This is a genomic window from Streptomyces sp. NPDC039423, from assembly GCF_055598725.1.
On record NZ_JBVKAH010000001.1, the window covers coordinates 227,811 to 244,744 of the forward strand.

Sequence of the window (16,934 nt, forward strand, 5' to 3'; positions counted from 1 at the left end):
GGCGGCCCCGCCGGACGTACGGGAGGTCAGGCGGACAGGCCCAACTCCCGGGCGATCAGCATGCGCTGGACCTCACTGGTGCCCTCGCCGATCTCCAGGATCTTGGAATCCCGCCACATCCGGGCCACCGGGTACTCGTTCATGAAGCCGTAGCCGCCGTGGATCTGCGTGGCCTCACGGGCGTTGTCGACCGCGACCGTGGAGGAGTACAGCTTCGCCAGCGCCGCCTCCTTCTTGAACGGCTCTCCGCTCACCAGCCGGGAGGCGGCGTCCCGCCAGCCGATGCGCGCCATGTGCGCCCGCATCTCCATGTCGGCGATCTTGAACTGGATGGCCTGGTTGTCGCCGATGGGCCGCCCGAAGGCGTGCCGCTCCTTGGCGTACTTCACCGACTCGTCCACGCAGCCCTGGGCCAGGCCCGTCGCCAGCGCCGAGATGGCGATGCGGCCCTCGTCGAGGATGCGGAGGAACTGGGCGTACCCGCGCCCCTCCTCGCCCAGCAGATGGGACACCGGGACGCGTACGTCCGAGAAGGACAGCTCGCGGGTGTCGGAGGCGTTCCAGCCGACCTTGGAGTAGGGCGCGGCGACCGTGAAGCCGGGGGTGCCGGAGGGGACGATGATGGAGGAGATGAGCGGGCGGCCGTCGTCCTTGTGGCCGGTGACGGCGGTGACCGTGACCAGGCCCGTGATGTCCGTGCCCGAGTTGGTGATGAAGCACTTCGAGCCGTTGATGACCCACTCGTCGCCGTCCCGCACGGCCGTGGTGCGGGTGCCGCCGGCGTCCGAGCCGCACTCCGGCTCGGTCAGCCCGAACGCGCCCAGGATCTCGCCGGAGCACATGCGCGGCAGCCACTCCCGCTTCTGCTCCTCGGTGCCGAACCGGTACACCGGCATCGCGCCGAGGGAGACGCCCGCCTCCAGGGTGATGGCGACGGACGAGTCGACCCGGGCCAGCTCCTCCAGGGCGATGCCCAGGGCGAGGTAGTCGCCGCCCATGCCGCCGTACTCCTCGGGGAAGGGCAGGCCGAACAGGCCCATCCGCCCCATCTCGCGGACGATCTCGTACGGGAACTCATGGCGCTCGTAGAAGTCCCCGATCTTCGGGGCGACGACCTCGTGGGCGAACTCCTCCACGGTGCGGCGCAGTTCCTCGTGCTCCTGGGAGAGCCGGTGGTCCAGGGACATGACTCAGGACTCCTTGTGGGAGGCCGCGCCGCCGAGGGCGCGGACGGTGCGGGACGGGCTGGGACGGCCCAGTTGTCCGGCCAGCCACACGCTCGTGGCGGTGAGCAGGCCGAGGTCGACCCCGGTGTCGATGCCGAGGCCGTGGAGCATCCACACGAGGTCTTCGGTGGCGAGGTTCCCGGTGGCGGACTTGGCGTACGGGCAGCCGCCGAGGCCGCCGGCGGAGGCGTCGACCGTGGTGACGCCGTGCTGGAGGGCGGCGAGGGTGTTGGCGAGCGCCTGGCCGTAGGTGTCGTGGAAGTGCACGGCCAGCGCGTCCGTCGGGACGCCCGCCTCGTTGAGCGCGGTCAGCAGCCGGGTGACGTGGCCAGGGGTGGCCACGCCGATCGTGTCGCCCAGGCTCAGCTCGTCGCAGCCCATGTCCCGCAACCGCCGGCAGACCCGGACGACCTCGTCGACCGGGACGGGGCCCTCCCAGGGGTCGCCGAAGCACATGGAGAGGTAGCCGCGCACGGTGAGGCCGTGCTCGACGGCGCGGGTGACGACCGGGTCGAACATGGCGAGCGCCTCGTCGACCGTGCGGTTGAGGTTGGCCTTCGCGAACGACTCGGTGGCGCTGGCGAACACGGCCACCTCCCGCGCCCCGAGCGCCAGCGCCCGGTCGAGACCGCGCTCGTTCGGCACGAGGACCGGCAGCCGCACCCCTTCGAGGTCGCTGACGAGCGGGAACAGCCGCTCGGCGTCGGCGAGCTGGGGCACCCACTTGGGATGGACGAAGCTGGTCGCCTCGATGGTGGTCAGTCCGGCGCCGGCGAGGCGCCGGATGAACTCGGCCTTCACCTCGGTCGGGACGACACCCTGCTCGTTCTGGAGGCCGTCGCGCGCACCGACCTCATGGATCCGCACACGGGCGGGCAGCCCCGGCGCGGGCACGGTCATGGGCAGTCCGGTGGTCATCGCTCCTCCTTGGGAACCACCACGGCGAGCACCTGGTCCATGGCGACGGTGGTCCCGGGCGTGACGTCCAGCTCGGCGACGGTGCCGTCGTGCGGGGCGGAGATGACGTGCTCCATCTTCATGGCCTCGACCACCACCAGCCCCTGTCCGGCCGTCACCTCGTCGCCCACGGCGACCTTCACGACCGTGACCGTCCCGGGCATGGGGGCGGTCAGCGAGTCGGCCCCGGCGTGCGCCGACCGGCCGAGGGAGGCCTCCACCGGGTCGTGGTCCAGGACGTTCCAGGCGTCCCCGTCCCGGCCCAGCCAGCTCCCGGCGCGGTGGAAGGCGTGCGTGAGGCCGTCCACCTCGACGGTGGCGGTGCTCGCGGTGAGCGCCACCAGCCGGGCCCGCCGCCCGGCGGACGCCGACGCCCCGGCCGCCGGGGCGCCGGTGGTTCCCGCTCCCTCGTCCGCCGCCCCGCCGTCGCCGGACGGCAGCAGCAGCTCCGCGTCCCCGGCGGTGCCCCGCACCCGCACGGTCACGGGCTCGTGGCCCGGGATCCGGAGGTGGTGGGCCGTCCAGGCGGGGGCGCCGCCGAGGCGCCAGGCGCTCGGCACCGAGAACGGGTCCGTCCAGCCGGGGCCGGCGGGCGGGGCCAGCTCCGCCTGCCGCACCAGCGCGGCCGCCGCGTACACCTCCTCCGGTACGCCCCCGGGGACCAGCCCCTCGGCGTCCCGCTCCACCAGCCCGGTGTCCAGGTCGCCGGACACGACGTCCGGGTGGGCGAGGAGCCGGCGCAGGAAACCGGCGTTGGTCGGGACGCCGAGGGTGACCGTGTCCGCGAGGGCCGCCCGGAGCTTGCGGAGCGCGGTGGGGCGGTCGGGCCCGTGGACGATGACCTTCGCCAGCATCGGGTCGTACAGGCTGGACACCTCGGTGCCCTCGCTCAGGCCCGAGTCGGTCCGCACCCCGTCGCCCGAGGGCTCGGCCAGCGCCAGCACCGTGCCGCCCGAGGGCAGGAAGCCCCGGGAGGGGTCCTCCGCGCAGAGGCGGGCCTCGATGGAGTGGCCGGTGAGCGCGATGTCGTCCTGGGTGAAGCCGAGCGGCTCGCCGGCGGCCACGCGCAACTGCCACTCCACCAGGTCCACGCCCGTGACCAGTTCGGTGACCGGGTGCTCGACCTGGAGCCGGGTGTTCATCTCCATGAAGTAGTGGGCGGACGGGTCGCCGCCCGGGACGATGAACTCCACGGTGCCCGCGCCCCGGTAGCCGCAGGAGCGGGCCGCCTGGACGGCGGCCTCGCCCATCGCGGCCCGGGTCTTCTCGTCCAGCAGGACGGAGGGGGCCTCCTCGATGATCTTCTGGTGCCGGCGCTGGAGGGAGCACTCGCGCTCGCCGAGGTGCACGACGTTGCCGTGCCCGTCCGCCAGCACCTGGATCTCGATGTGCCGGGGCCGGTCGATCCACCGCTCGACGAGCAGCGTGTCGTCGCCGAACGACGCCCGCGCCTCGCGGCGCGCGGCCGCGATCTCGTCCATCAGGGCCGACTCGACCCGGGTGAGGCGCATGCCCTTGCCGCCGCCGCCCGCCGAGGGCTTCAGCAGCACCGGCATGCCGATCTCACGGGCGGCCGCCGCCAGTTCGTCGTCGCTCAGCCCGCTTCCCGAGGAGCCGGGCACCACCGGCACGCCGGCGGCCTTCACGGTCTCCTTGGCGCGGATCTTGTCGCCCATGAGGGCGATCGCGGAGGCCGGCGGCCCGATGAAGACCAGACCGGCGTCCTCGCAGGCCTGCGCGAAGGCGGCGTTCTCCGCCAGGAAGCCGTATCCCGGGTGGACGGCCTCCGCGCCGGTGCGGGCGGCCGCCTCCAGCAGCCGGTCCACACGCAGGTAGCTCTCGCCGGCGGGCGGCGGCCCGATCCGCACCGCCGTGTCCGCCTCCCGTACGTGCCGGGCGTCGGCGTCCGCGTCGCTGAAGACCGCGACCGAGCGGATGCCGAGCGTCCGCAGCGTACGGATGACGCGGACCGCGATCTCGCCCCGGTTGGCGACAAGAACAGTCGTGAACATCAGTCCCTCACATCCGGAAGACGCCGAAGCCGGGCTCACCCAGCGGGGCGTTGGCACACGCGGTCAGGGCCAGACCCAGCACCTGGCGGGTCTCCAGCGGGTCGATCACACCGTCGTCCCAGAGCCGGGCCGTGGCGTAGTAGGCGTTCCCCTGCTGCTCGTACTGCGCGCGGATCGGGTCCTTGAACGCCTCCTCCTCGTCGGCGGACCAGGACTCGCCGCGCGCCTCGATCTGGTCGCGCTTGACGGTGGCCAGGACGGAGGCGGCCTGCTCGCCGCCCATCACGGAGATCTTGGCGTTGGGCCACATCCACAGGAAGCGGGGGCTGTAGGCCCGGCCGCACATCGAGTAGTTGCCGGCGCCGTACGAACCGCCGACGACGACCGTCAGCTTCGGCACGCGCGTGCAGGCGACGGCGGTGACCATCTTGGCGCCGTGCTTGGCGATGCCGCCCGCCTCGTAGTCCCGGCCGACCATGAAGCCGGAGATGTTCTGGAGGAACAGCAGCGGAATGCCGCGCTGGTCGCACAGCTCGATGAAGTGGGCGCCCTTCTGGGCGGACTCGGCGAACAGGATGCCGTTGTTGGCGACGATCCCCACCGGGTGGCCGTGGACCCGGGCGAAGCCGGTGACCAGCGTCTGCCCGAACTCGGACTTGAACTCCTGGAACCGCGAGCCGTCCACGACCCGCGCGATGATCTCCCGCGCGTCGTACGGCGTGCGCGAGTCGACCGGCACCGCCCCGTACAGCCCCGCGGGGTCGACCTTGGGCTCCTCGACCGGCTCCACCGGCCAGGGCAGCGGGCCCCGGGCGGGGAGCGTGGAGACGATGTTCCGCACGATCCGCAGCGCGTGCGCGTCGTCCTCCGCGAGGTGGTCGGTGACGCCGGAGGTCCGGGAGTGGACCTCGCCGCCGCCCAGCTCCTCGGCGGTGACGACCTCACCGGTCGCGGCCTTCACCAGCGGCGGGCCGCCCAGGAAGATCGTGCCCTGGTTGCGGACGATCACGGCCTCGTCGCTCATCGCCGGGACGTACGCCCCGCCGGCCGTGCACGAGCCGAGGACGGCGGCGATCTGCGGGATGCCCGCGCCCGACATGCGGGCCTGGTTGTAGAAGATCCGCCCGAAGTGCTCCCGGTCGGGGAAGACCTCGTCCTGCTTGGGGAGGAAGGCGCCGCCCGAGTCCACCAGGTAGACGCACGGGAGGCGGTTCTCCAGGGCCACCTCCTGGGCGCGCAGGTGCTTCTTGACCGTCATCGGGTAGTACGTGCCGCCCTTGACGGTCGCGTCGTTCGCCACGACGACCACCTCGCGGCCGGCGACCCGGCCCACTCCGGCGATCACCCCGGCGGCCGGTGCCTGGCCGTCGTACATCCCCTCGGCCGCCAGCGGGGCGAGCTCCAGGAACGGGGAGCCGGGGTCCAGGAGGGTGTCGACGCGGTCGCGCGGCAGCAGCTTCCCGCGCGCGGTGTGCCGGGCGCGGGCCTTCTCACCGCCCCCCAGCCGGGCGGCGGCCAGCCGGGCGCGCAGCCCCTCGGCCAGCTCGTGGTGCGCCGCCTCGTTTGCCTGCCAGGCGGCGGAGGCCGGATCTGCCGTGCTGGTCAGCACGGGCGCCTGCTGCATCATGCCCCCAGTTAATGACCGTTAACGTGTGTCCATCAGGTTAACGACCGCTAACCGCCTTGTCTAGAATCAATCCATGAGCACCAGGACCGACGCCCCGACGCGCCGCGAACAGATCCTCAAGGAGGCCGCACGCCTCTTCGCCGAGCGCGGCTTCCACGGTGTGGGCGTCGACGAGATAGGCGCCGCCGTCGGCATCAGCGGTCCCGGCCTCTACCGGCACTTCCCCGGCAAGGACGCCATGCTGGCCGAGCTGCTGGTCGGCATCAGCGAGCGGCTCCTCGACGGCGGCCGGCGACGCGTACGGGAGGCGGCGGGCGACCCCGGGGCGCTCCTCGGGTCGCTCATCGACGGGCACATCGACTTCGCGCTCGACGACCGCCCCCTGATCACCCTGCACGACCGCGAGCTGGACCGCCTCCGGGAGAGCGACCGCAAGAGGGTCCGCCAGCTCCAGCGGCAGTACCTGGAGCTGTGGGTCACGGTGGTCCGCGAGCTGTACCCGGCGCCCCCCGAGGCGGAGGCCAGGGCCACCGTCCACGCCGTGTTCGGCCTGCTCAACTCCACCCCCCACATCGGCCTTCTCGGCCGCACCGCCATGGAGGCCCTGCTGCGCCGCCTTGCCCACGGTGCGTTCGGCTCCCTGGGTGAGCCCCCGGCGGCCTGAGGGGGAACGGCCGGGGGTCCGCACGGTGTGGCGCCTCCCGTACCCCGCGCCAGGGGGTGTGGCATGGGCCGGGTGCAGAGAGGACCGGCCCATGGCAGGCTCGCCCGGATCGCTCACCGGCGGGCTGCGAGCCGGCGCCGGAAGCGGCGCCGGCACCCCACCGGTGCGGAGCGCCCGGCGGGCCGTGACGGGACCGCCTGGATCTCGTTGCTGCTCCTCAGCCTGCCGGGGTTCGCGGCGCTGGCGGCGCTCCTGTTCACCTGGATGCAGGTGGGGCAGGCGAACAAGGAACTCCGGCTCGGCGAGCAGGGCCAGGTCACCAGCAGGTTCAACGCGGCCATCGGCAACCTGGGCTCGGACTCCGAGGACGTGCGCCTGGGCGGGCTCTACGCGCTGGAGCGCCTCATGCACGACTCCACCCGCGACCATCCGACTGTGGTCTCGGTCGTCTCGGCGTACGTGCGCCGGCACGCCCCGGTGAGGGCCGGCGGGGCACAGAAGCCCGTTCCCGCGGACATCGACGCGGCGATGAAGGTCCTTAGCCGACGTCCTCCCGGACACGAACAGCAGGAGCTCGTCGACCTGAGCCGCACGGACCTGAGGGGGTGGCAGCCCGCGTTCCAGGGTGAGGAGACCGTTCGGTGGGGTGGGGCGATCCTGACGGGAGCGGATCTCAGTGGCGCTAACCTCAGCAACGGCTACCTCCGCGAGGCCGTTTTCGACGGTGCCACTCTCCGTGACAGTTACCTCGGCGGTGCGGACCTCCGGGGCGCGACCTTCGACGGTTCCGACCTGCGTGGTGCGCAGGCGGAACGGTGCCACTCTCCGTGACAGTTACCTCGGCGGTGCGGACCTCCGGGGCGCGACCTTCGACGGTTCCGACCTGCGTGGTGCGCAGGCGGATACTGCGGATCTCCGCGGCGCCTCCCTCGATGGCGCGGACCTCCGCGATACCAACCTGTTCGATGCGAACCTCGGCAAGAGCTGGTTCTGCCGTTTCGCACTGTGTGCGGACTTGACCGGAACGGTGTTGGTCGGCGCCGATCTGGCCGGGTCGGGTCTGGCCGGCGCTAACCTCACCCAGGCCACCCTGTGCTTGACTGCGCAGGAGCTGACCGTAGGCGACGCGCCGGCCAGCCCGGGCACAGAACGCGATGTGCGATCGTGCGCCACCTTGCGGGGTGCGGACCTCTCCCGGGCGCGGCTCACCGGGCTCGACCTCGCAGGAGCGGACCTCCGAAGTGCCAACTTGACCGGCGCCGACCTGGCGAAGGCGGACCTCACCAAGGCGGATCTCCGCAAGGCCGACCTGAGGAAGGCCGACCTCAGGAAGGCCGACTTCACCGGGGCGAAGCTGTCCGGAGCCCGCCTCGCGGGAGCGAAGCTCACCGGCGCCAAGGGCCTCCCGGCGTCCCTTCGCTGACCGACAGGTGCGAGCCCCCGGCGGCCTGAGGCGCGCGCCACGTCCACGGGGCGGAATGACGCGGCCACCGACGGTGGCGGCGCGGCACAATGGGGCCATGCCGATACCCAGCCGCGCCGCCCTCGTCGAGCACCTCGTCCGCACCCGGATCGCCGGAGACGTCGCCACGCCCCGCGACAACAACCTCTCCCACTACCGCAAGCTCGCGAACGGCGACCGCCACTACTGGCTCGGTCTGGAGCTGGGGGACCGGTGGACCGACGAGCAGGACGTGCTCGCCGTGATGGCCGAGCGGTGCGGGGTGAACGACGATCCGGCGCACCGGGCCGGGCAGGACACCATCGACCCGGAGCTGACCGTCGACGGCCTGGAGCGGATGGCCGCGCGGCTGCGCAAGGCCGCCGCCGGCCGGCAGCGGGTGCTGTTCGCCACCGGGCACCCCGGCGCGCTGCTGGACGTGCACAGCAGCACCGCCGCCGCGCTGCGGGCGGCCGGCTGCGACATCGTGCGGATCCCCGGCGGGCTCGTCGCCGACGAGGGGTACGTGGTGCAGTTCGCCGGCGTCGCGGTCTTCGAGCGGGGCGCCAGCCTGTGGCACACCCACTCGCCGGAGCCGATGAACGCCATCCTCGACCACCTGGAAGTCCAGCCGGACCTGGTCGTGGCCGACCACGGCTGGGCGGGCCGCGCCGGCCAGCGGGGCATCGACTCGGTCGGGTACGCCGACTGCAACGACCCCGCCCTGTTCATCGGCGAGGCCGAGGGCACCATGCAGGTCACCGTGCCGCTCGACGACCACGTCGTCGACCCGCGCTACTACGAGCCGATGACGGCGTACCTGCTGGACGCGGCCGGGCTGCTCTGAGACGGGGCGGCGCCGGGCGCTCAGCGGGTGAGCGCCCGCTTCCGGCGGCCGCTCAGCCGGTGACCGCCCGCTTCCGGCGGCCGCTCAGCTCACCGCGGGCGGCCTCCATGAACGCGGCCCGCCGCTCCCGCTTGGCGGGCACCGCCGGGCTCCCGGTGCCGCCCCGCACGCGCGCGTGGAGCGCCTCGGCGTACTCCTGGGCGGCCAGTGCCGTCCCGTCAGCGCAGACCAGTTCGACGGCCTTCGTCGCCAGCCAGAGGTCGTGCAGCGCCTCCTCGTCGGTGCCGCACGCGTCCGACAGGCCGAGGCTCCTGCTGTCGAGGACCAGCTCGATCCGCTGCGCCGAGCCGAGGAAGTCCATGATGGCCGCCTTGCGCTCCGCGCGGTCGGTGGCGGCCCGCTCCCACTGGTGGCGGCGGTTCTCGACCCGGGTCGCCAGATGCTGGCCCACCAGCGTGCCCAGGGTGCCGAGCAGAACTCCCGCCAGGGCCAGGGCCGTTCCCCCCGTCAGTGTCTCCATGACGCCAAGAAAACCTCACCCGCGCGGGACGCGCACCACGCCCTCCTGGATGACGGAGATGGCCAGCCGGCCGTCCTGGGTGTAGATGCGGGCCTGGCCCAGGCCGCGGCCGCCCGAGGCGGAGGGGGACTCCTGGTCGTACAGGAGCCACTCGTCCGCCCGGAAGGGGCGGTGGAACCACATGGCGTGGTCCAGTGACGCGCCGACGACGTCACCGACCGCCCAGCCGCCGCGCCCGTGGGCGAGGAGGACCGAGTCGAGCAGCGTCATGTCGGAGACGTAGGTCGCCAGGCACACGTGCAGCAGCGGGTCGTCGGCGAGCTTGCCGTTGGTCCGGAACCACACCTGGGAGCGCGGCTCGCGCGGCTCGCCGACGCTGCCCCACGGCGGCACCTCCGCGTACCGCAGGTCCACCGCCGCCCGCGCCTCGATCAGCCGGTCGGCGACGTCCGCGGGCAGGTGGCGCGGCAGCATCTCGGCGGCCGTCGGCAGGCTCTCGGGGTCGGGCGCGGCCGGCATCTCCGCCTGGTGCTCCAGCCCCTCCTCGTACGTCTGGAACGACGCCGAGAGGTGGAAGATCGGCTGCCCGTGCTGGACGGCGACGACCCGGCGGGTGGTGAAGGACCGGCCGTCCCGGATGCGGTCGACGGTGTAGACGATCGGCGCGCCCGGGTCCCCGGCGCGCAGGAAGTACGCGTGCAGGGAGTGGGCGTGGGGGACCCCCCTGCTCGAGCGAAGCCGAGAGCTTGGGGGACGGTCCTCGGGTACGGTCCGGCCGGCCGCGACCAGCGCCTGCGCGGCCACCTGGCCGCCGAAGACGCGCGGGACGAGGGCCGACCGGGACACGCCCCGGAAGATGTCCTGCTCGATCCGCTCCAGGTCGAGCAGATCGAGCAGGGCGTCCAGAGCCTCGGGCACTTACAGACCCATCGACTTGGCGATGATCGACTTCATGATCTCGCTGGTGCCGCCGTAGATCCGGTTGACACGGTTGTCCGCGTACAGGCGGGCGATCGGGTACTCGTTCATGTAGCCGTAGCCGCCGTGGAGCTGGAGGCAGCGGTCGATGACGCGGTGGGCGACCTCGGTGCAGAAGAGCTTGGCGCTGGCGGCCTCGGCCGGGGTCAGCTCGCCCGCGTCCAGGGCCTCCAGGGCGCGGTCGGCGACGGCCTCGGCGGCGTCCACCTCGGCCTGGCAGGCGGCCAGCTCGAACTTGGTGTTCTGGAAGTGGGCGACCGGCTTGCCGAAGACCGTGCGCTCGGTCACGTACTGCTGGGCGAACCGCACCGCGGCCTTGGCCTGCGCGTACGCGCCGAAGGCGATGCCCCAGCGCTCGGAGGCCAGGTTGTGGCCGAGGTAGTAGAAGCCCTTGCCCTCCTCGCCGAGCAGGTCCTCGACCGGGACCTTGACGTCGACGAAGGCCAGCTCGGCGGTGTCGGAGGTCTTCAGGCCCAGCTTGTCGAGCTTGCGGCCGATGGAGTAGCCCTCGGACTTGGTGTCCACCGCGAAGAGCGAGATGCCGAAGCGGCGGTCCTGCTCGCTGGGGGCGGACGTACGGGCGCACACGATCACGCGGTCGGCGTGGACGCCACCGGTGATGAAGGTCTTGGCGCCGTTGAGGACGTAGTGCGTGCCGTCCTCGGAGAGCTTGGCCGTGGTCTTCATGCCCGCGACGTCGGAGCCGGTGCCCGGCTCGGTCATCGCCAGCGCCCACATCTCCTCGCCGGAGACGAAGTTCGGCAGGTAGCGCTTCTTCTGCTCGTCGGTGGCGAGCATCTTGATGTACGGCAGGGCGAGCAGCACGTGCACGCCGGAGCCGCCGAACTGGACGCCCGCGCGCGAGGTCTCCTCGTACAGGACGGCCTCGAACTTGTGCGTGTCCAGACCCGCGCCGCCGAACTCCTCCGGCACGTTGATGCCGAAGACGCCCAGCTCGCCGAGCTTGTAGTAGAAGTCGCGCGGCGCCTGGCCCGCCGCGAACCACTCGTCGTAGACGGGGACGACCTCGGCCTCGATGAAGGCGCGAATGGTCTCCCGGAACGCCTCGTGGTCCTCGTCGAATACGGTACGGCGCACGGACGCCTCCTCGTGGTGTCGCTGGCTACGGTCGCGCTGGATCTGGCTAAGCGCTTGCTCAGACGAAGTTACCGGGCAGTCACCGCGGCTGTCCAGGGTCGTTCACGTCACAACCACCGCAGCGCGAACCACAGCTCCATGCGCACCTCCGGGTCGTCCAGGTCCGCGTCCAGCAGCGCCGCGCACCGGGCGATCCGCTGCCGGACCGTGTTGCGGTGCACCCCGAGGGCGGTGGCCGTGCGGTCCCAGTTGCCGTGCAGCGACAGCCACGCCCGCAGCGTCTCCGGCAGAGGCTCGGTCAGCGGGGCCAGCAGCCCGCGCCCGTACGCGGCCGCCTCGTCCGGGTCCAGCAGGGCGCCGAGGCCGCCGGCGCGGTGCCGGGCCAGCGGCAGGTGCGCCGCCCGGGCCCGGCCGAGGGCGCGGGCCGCCTGGACGTCGGCTGCTCCAAGCTGCGCGGGCTCCACCGGGGCGCTCACCCCCAGGGTCCAGCCCGGGTGCGGGGCGACCTCCCGCCCGGCCGGCAACAGCGCCCGTACGGTCCCCTCCCGGACGTCCACCAGGGGCGTGCCCAGCGGCGGCGGGACGTGCGGCGGGGCGCCCTCACCGCGCGCGTGCACCACGGTCCACGGGGCCTCACCCAGCAGCGGGGCGACCTCGCCGGGAGCCGCGCCCAGCAGCAGGCGTACCAGGGCGGTGGACCGCGTGGCCTCGTCGGCGCCCTGGTGCGGGGCGGTGAGCAGCGACAGCAGGACCACCGCCACGCCCGCGATCGTGTGGTCGCCCGCCTCCCGGCGCCCCGTGGCGAGGCCCAGGGTGAGGCCCTGGCCGCCCCCCAGGGCGTACGCGGCGAGATGGGCCCCGCCCACGGTGTCCGCCGCCGACGCGGGGCGCGAGCCCGTGTGCGGCACCCGGGCCAGGCGGGCGAGGGTCGCCGCGACCCGGGGCTCCGGGGGCCGGCCGGCCGCCGCGTACTCCGCCCCGTCCGGCGCGTACAGCACCGCCCGCCCCGCCAGCCGGGACGCCAGCGCGTGCAGCACGGCGGGCACCGGGTCGGGCCGTGCCGCCGCGGTGGCCAGCGACTGCTGGGCCTCCGTCACCCGGCGCAGCTCCCGGTGGCGGGCCTGCGCCATCAGCCGCCACACCGCGCGCCCCACCGCCGCGAACGGCGTCCTCGGCGGCACCTCCAGCAGCGGCAGCCCGTGCCGGGCGCAGGCCGCGACCAGCTCCCCGGGCACCGTGTCGTACACCGGCGTCACGCCGAAACCGAGCGCCGCCGCACCCGCCTCGACGACCCGCCGCACGTACCGCTCGGGGTCGGACAACTGCATCCCCGCCGTCATCAGCAGCTCGCCGCCCAGCAGGTACGGGAAGGGGTCGGCCATCTCCGAGGCGTGCACCCAGTGGACCTCGGCCTCCGCCGGACCGGCGATCAGCCGCAGGCCCAGATCCTCCCGCGCGAGCAGCGCGCTCAGCGGGACGGTCGGCGCCGGTGGGGCGGGCGCCAGCCCGGCGACGGGGTCCGTCATGGACGCTTCCTCCATACAGCGGGCGAACAATGGAGGAAACGTACACTTCAGCGTCGCGTCCCGGCCACCTACGGTCTTTCCGACCGGCCATGCACACTCGAAGCAGTGCACACCCGTGCATACCGGCACCAGCAGTACGAGACGACCGAAAGAAGGCCAACCGATCATGAGCAGCACCCCCGAGACGCCGCGCGGCCCCATCGACTCGTCCCGCGTCCCGCGGTACGCCGGTCCCGCGACGTTCGCCCGGCTGCCGCGGCTCGACGAGGTGGGCACCGCCGACGTCGCCGTCATCGGCGTGCCCTTCGACTCCGGCGTCTCCTACCGCCCCGGCGCCCGCTTCGGCGGCAACGCCATCCGCGAGGCGTCCCGCCTGCTGCGCCCCTACAACCCGGCGCAGGACGCCTCGCCCTTCGCGCTCGCCCAGGTCGCGGACGGCGGCGACATCGCCGTGAACCCGTTCAACATCAACGAGGCGGTCGAGACCGTCGAGGCCGCCGCCGACGACCTCCTCGGCACCGGCGCCCGCCTGATGACGCTGGGCGGCGACCACACCATCGCCCTGCCCCTGCTGCGGTCGGTCGCCAAGAAGCACGGCCCGGTCGCCCTGCTCCACTTCGACGCCCACCTCGACACCTGGGACACCTACTTCGGCGCCGAGTACACCCACGGCACCCCGTTCCGCCGGGCCGTCGAGGAGGGCATCCTCGACACCGAGGCGCTCTCCCACGTCGGTACGCGCGGCCCGCTGTACGGCAAGCAGGACCTCACCGACGACGAGAAGATGGGCTTCGGCATCGTCACCTCGGCCGACGTCTACCGGCGCGGCGCCGACGAGATCGCCGACCAGCTCCGCCAGCGGATCGGCGACCGCCCGCTGTACATCTCCATCGACATCGACTGCCTCGACCCGGCCCACGCCCCCGGCACCGGCACCCCCGAGGCGGGCGGCATGACCTCCCGCGAGCTGCTGGAGATCCTGCGCGGCCTGGCCTCCTGCAACCTGGTCTCGGCGGACGTCGTCGAGGTCGCCCCGGCGTACGACCACGCCGAGATCACCTCGGTCGCCGCCTCCCACACGGCGTACGAGCTCACGACGATCATGTCCCGCCAGATCGCCGCGCAGCGCGCCTCCGCCGCGGAGTAGGCCCCCGGCGCGCCGGGCTCCGCGGGTACGGAACCATGAGGTCCAGCCCCTCGGCCCGCACGCCCGGCGCGCCCCGGAGGAGAACCGAGCCCGAAAGGAACACCGTGACCCACGACCACGACCTCGTGCTGCGGCCCACCCCCGCGCAGACCGCGGCCGCGCTGAACCCGCCGGCCGGCCGCACCGGCGGGGACCTCGTCGTCGAGACGCTGGCCGGGCTGGGGGCCACCACGGTGTTCGGGCTGCCGGGCCAGCACGCGCTCGGCGTGTTCGACGCGCTGCGCCGTTCGACGCTGCGGTACGTGGGGTTGCGCGTCGAGAACAACGCGGGCTTCGCGGCGGACGCGTACGGCAGGATCACCGGTGAGGCCGCGCCGCTGCTGCTGTCGACCGGCCCCGGCGCCCTGATGTCGCTGGCGGCGCTCCAGGAGGCGGCGGCCGCGAGCGCGCCGGTGCTCGCCATCGGCAGCCAGGTCCCGGTCGCCGGGCTGGGCGGCGGGCGCCGGGGGTACCTGCACGAGCTGCGCGACCAGCAGGCCTCGTTCCGGGACGTCGTCAAGTCGGTGCACACGGTGCGGGCGCAGTCGCAGATCCCCTCGGCGATCGCCGCCGCCTGGGAGTCGGCGCTGACCGCGCCGCACGGCCCGGTCTGGGTGGAGATCCCGCAGGACGTGCTGGTGGCGGAGACCGTCCTGCCGGTGGTCACCGCCGTGGACGCCACCCCCGAGGAGCTGCCGCCCCGTCCGGAGCTCACCGCGCTCGCCGCCCACCTGCTGGCGAACGCGGAGCGGCCGGCGATCGTCGCGGGCGGTGGTGTCGTGCGCGCCGACGCCTCGGGCAAGCTCCGGGCCCTGGCCGAGCGGATCGCCGCGCCCGTCGTGACGACCTTCGGCGGCAAGGGGGCCTTCCCCTGGGAACATCCGCTGTCCCTCCAGTCGTGGCTGGAGGACCGGCACACCACCGACTTCCTGGAGGACGCCGACGTCCTGCTGGTGGTCGGCTCCGGACTCGGCGAGCTGTCGTCGAACTACCACACGTTCGCCCCGCGCGGCCGGGTGATCCAGATCGAGGCGGACGCCGGCAAGCTGGAGGCCAACCATCCGGCCCTGGGCATCCACGCCGACGCCCGCCTCGCGCTGTCCGCGCTGCTGGAGACCGTGGAGGAGCGGCGGGACGACACGGCCGCCGTCCGGGTCCGTACGGTGCTGGACCGGGTGCGGGACCGGATCGACGGCCAGGACCTGGCCCTGGAGCGGGAGGTGCTGGCCGCCGTTCGTGCCGCGCTCCCGGACGACGCGCCCAGCTTCTGGGACATGACGATCCTCGCCTACTGGGCCTGGTCCGCCTTCGACGCCCGCCGCCCGAACACCATGCACTCCGCGCAGGGCGCCGGCGGCCTGGGCTACGGCTTCCCGGCGGCGCTCGGCGCGGCGGCGGCCGACCCCACTCGTCCGGTGCTGGCGGTCTCCGGCGACGGGGGCGCCATGTACTCGATCGCCGAGCTGGCCACGGCCCGGCAGTACGGGCTGGACGTCACCTGGCTGATCGTCGACGACGGCGGCTACGGGATCCTCCGCGAGTACATGACGGACGCCTTCGGCGAGGCCACCGGCACCGAGCTGACCGGTCCGGACTTCGTCGCGCTCGCCGGGTCGTTCGGCGTCCCGGCGGTGCGGACCACTCCGGAGGCGCTGGCCGGCGACCTCGCCAAGGCCCTTGCCGCGCCCGGGCCTTCGGTGGTCGTGCTGCCGGCCCGGCTCAGGATGTTCGCGCCGACGCACCTGTGACGGACGTCGCGCGGGTCCCGTCGAACCGATGGTCCCCGCACGTACAACTTTTCGCGCGCTGCCGGGTCATCTGATGCGTGAACCGACTCTCCATATCCCGCCGCCGGCGCGGGGCCGTGTGCGCCGCGGTCGCCCTCGGGGTACTGCTGCCGACCGCCGCCACCGCCACCCCGGCCGCCGCCGTGACGCCGGCCGTGGCGTGCACGTCCCAGAAGGCGGGTCTCGCCGCCAAGCTGGTCAAGGACATCAACGCCGCCCTCGCCGGCCGCAAGTCCACCACCGCGATCCTGGTGAACGACCGGATCACCAGGACGAGCTGCGTCCTGCGGCCCGACACCCAGTTCGACTCCGCCAGCGTGGTCAAGACGACCGTGCTCGCCACCCTCCTGTGGGACGCGCAGAAGACGAAGCGGGCGCTGACGGCGACCGAGAAGTCCCGCGCCACCGCCATGATCACAAAGTCGGACAACGACGCCACCACCGCGCTGTGGAAGCAGCTCGGCGTCACCAAGGTCAAGGGCTTCCTGACCGCGGCCGGCATGACCAGGACCGTCCCCGGGTCCGGCGGCTACTGGGGGCTCACCCAGATCACCGCCCGTGACCAGCAGAAGCTGCTGGCGCTGATCACCGCGAAGAACACCGTCCTCACCGACGCCTCCCGCGGCTACATCCTCCAGCTCATGAACGCCGTCATCCCCTCGCAGCGCTGGGGCACCCCCGCCGGAGCGCCCGCCACCGCGAAGGTCCACGTGAAGAACGGCTGGCTGCCGCGGGCCACCCACGGCTGGCGGGTGCACTCCATCGGCGCCTTCACCGGCACCGCGCACAACTACCAGCTCACCGTGCTCACGCACGACAACGCGGCGATGCAGGACGGCATCAACACCATCCAGGCCGTCGCCCGGGTGGTCCACGCCGACCTCAACCCGACGGCCGCCCGGAGCGACTCCTTCGTCCCGCCCGCCGCCCCGCAGGAGGCCGTCCCGGCCGTGCCCGGCCGCGCCGCCCAGGACCTGGTGACCGCCACCCGCTGACCCCCGGCCGCGTCACCGCCGCGGCTCCGGCCCCGGTCCTAGGACCAAGGGCCGATCATTGCGGAGGGAT

Annotated in this window: 15 protein-coding genes; 7 read left to right on the top strand and 8 right to left on the bottom strand. The window is 73.4% G+C overall.

Annotated elements, in window-relative coordinates:
• Positions 1-26: 26 nt before the first annotated feature.
• The 4 genes from ACZ7LK_RS01040 to ACZ7LK_RS01055 are packed head-to-tail and all read right to left on the bottom strand — an operon-like array spanning position 27 to position 5,819.
• Positions 27-1,187: an acyl-CoA dehydrogenase family protein gene (locus tag ACZ7LK_RS01040; RefSeq protein ID WP_392274625.1), complete on the bottom strand. Its 1,161-nt coding sequence runs from the start codon at positions 1,185-1,187 to the stop codon at positions 27-29.
• Between the two features lie 3 nt (positions 1,188-1,190).
• Positions 1,191-2,144, bottom strand: a complete 954-nt coding sequence (locus ACZ7LK_RS01045) for a hydroxymethylglutaryl-CoA lyase (protein ID WP_392274626.1) — start codon at positions 2,142-2,144, stop codon at positions 1,191-1,193.
• Positions 2,141-4,195: an acetyl/propionyl/methylcrotonyl-CoA carboxylase subunit alpha gene (locus ACZ7LK_RS01050; protein WP_471137786.1), complete on the bottom strand. Its 2,055-nt coding sequence runs from the start codon at positions 4,193-4,195 to the stop codon at positions 2,141-2,143. Before ACZ7LK_RS01050 ends, ACZ7LK_RS01045 begins: the two co-directional genes overlap by 4 nt.
• Before the next feature lie 7 nt (positions 4,196-4,202).
• Positions 4,203-5,819 carry a carboxyl transferase domain-containing protein gene (locus ACZ7LK_RS01055; protein ID WP_471138594.1) on the bottom strand — a complete coding sequence of 539 codons (1,617 nt, stop codon included), beginning with the start codon at positions 5,817-5,819 and terminating at the stop codon, positions 4,203-4,205.
• 76 nt (positions 5,820-5,895) lie between these two features.
• On the opposite strand from ACZ7LK_RS01055, the gene ACZ7LK_RS01060 reads away from it, so the two are divergent.
• The 4 genes from ACZ7LK_RS01060 (at position 5,896) to ACZ7LK_RS01075 (ending at position 8,774) form a co-directional block, all read left to right on the top strand.
• Positions 5,896-6,486 carry an SACE_7040 family transcriptional regulator gene (locus ACZ7LK_RS01060; RefSeq protein ID WP_392274628.1) on the top strand — a complete coding sequence of 197 codons (591 nt, stop codon included), beginning with the start codon at positions 5,896-5,898 and terminating at the stop codon, positions 6,484-6,486.
• Between the two features lie 72 nt (positions 6,487-6,558).
• The gene (locus tag ACZ7LK_RS01065; RefSeq protein ID WP_471137788.1) at positions 6,559-7,317 is read left to right on the top strand and encodes a pentapeptide repeat-containing protein; all 759 of its coding nucleotides are present in this window, start codon (positions 6,559-6,561) and stop codon (positions 7,315-7,317) included.
• Positions 7,283-7,909, top strand: coding sequence for a pentapeptide repeat-containing protein (locus ACZ7LK_RS01070; protein WP_471137790.1), 627 nt, complete (start codon positions 7,283-7,285; stop codon positions 7,907-7,909). Before ACZ7LK_RS01065 ends, ACZ7LK_RS01070 begins: the two co-directional genes overlap by 35 nt.
• A 97-nt stretch (positions 7,910-8,006) precedes the next feature.
• Entirely contained in the window at positions 8,007-8,774 is a 768-nt protein-coding gene (locus ACZ7LK_RS01075) for a phosphatase (protein WP_471137792.1), read from the top strand.
• A 52-nt stretch (positions 8,775-8,826) separates the two neighbouring features.
• Here the strand turns inward: ACZ7LK_RS01075 and ACZ7LK_RS01080 are convergent, their stop codons facing one another.
• The 4 genes from ACZ7LK_RS01080 to ACZ7LK_RS01095 form a co-directional block, all read right to left on the bottom strand.
• Positions 8,827-9,294 (bottom strand): hypothetical protein, encoded by a 468-nt coding sequence (locus ACZ7LK_RS01080; protein ID WP_392274631.1) that lies wholly within the window; start codon positions 9,292-9,294, stop codon positions 8,827-8,829.
• Positions 9,295-9,309: 15 nt separating this feature from the next.
• Positions 9,310-10,212, bottom strand: coding sequence for an acyl-CoA thioesterase (locus tag ACZ7LK_RS01085; protein ID WP_392274632.1), 903 nt, complete (start codon positions 10,210-10,212; stop codon positions 9,310-9,312).
• Entirely contained in the window at positions 10,213-11,370 is a 1,158-nt protein-coding gene (locus tag ACZ7LK_RS01090) for an acyl-CoA dehydrogenase family protein (RefSeq protein ID WP_392274633.1), read from the bottom strand.
• Between the two features lie 107 nt (positions 11,371-11,477).
• Positions 11,478-12,896: a PucR family transcriptional regulator gene (locus ACZ7LK_RS01095; RefSeq protein WP_471137795.1), complete on the bottom strand. Its 1,419-nt coding sequence runs from the start codon at positions 12,894-12,896 to the stop codon at positions 11,478-11,480.
• A gap of 166 nt (positions 12,897-13,062) precedes the next feature.
• Between ACZ7LK_RS01095 and speB the strand changes: the two genes are divergently transcribed.
• The 3 genes from speB (at position 13,063) to ACZ7LK_RS01110 (ending at position 16,864) form a co-directional block, all read left to right on the top strand.
• Entirely contained in the window at positions 13,063-14,043 is a 981-nt protein-coding gene (gene speB / locus ACZ7LK_RS01100; RefSeq protein ID WP_392274635.1) for an agmatinase, read from the top strand.
• A gap of 104 nt (positions 14,044-14,147) precedes the next feature.
• Positions 14,148-15,830 carry a thiamine pyrophosphate-binding protein gene (locus ACZ7LK_RS01105; protein ID WP_471137797.1) on the top strand — a complete coding sequence of 561 codons (1,683 nt, stop codon included), beginning with the start codon at positions 14,148-14,150 and terminating at the stop codon, positions 15,828-15,830.
• Positions 15,831-15,946: 116 nt separating this feature from the next.
• Positions 15,947-16,864 carry a serine hydrolase gene (locus tag ACZ7LK_RS01110; protein ID WP_392274872.1) on the top strand — a complete coding sequence of 306 codons (918 nt, stop codon included), beginning with the start codon at positions 15,947-15,949 and terminating at the stop codon, positions 16,862-16,864.
• The last annotated feature ends 70 nt before the right edge of the window (positions 16,865-16,934 follow it).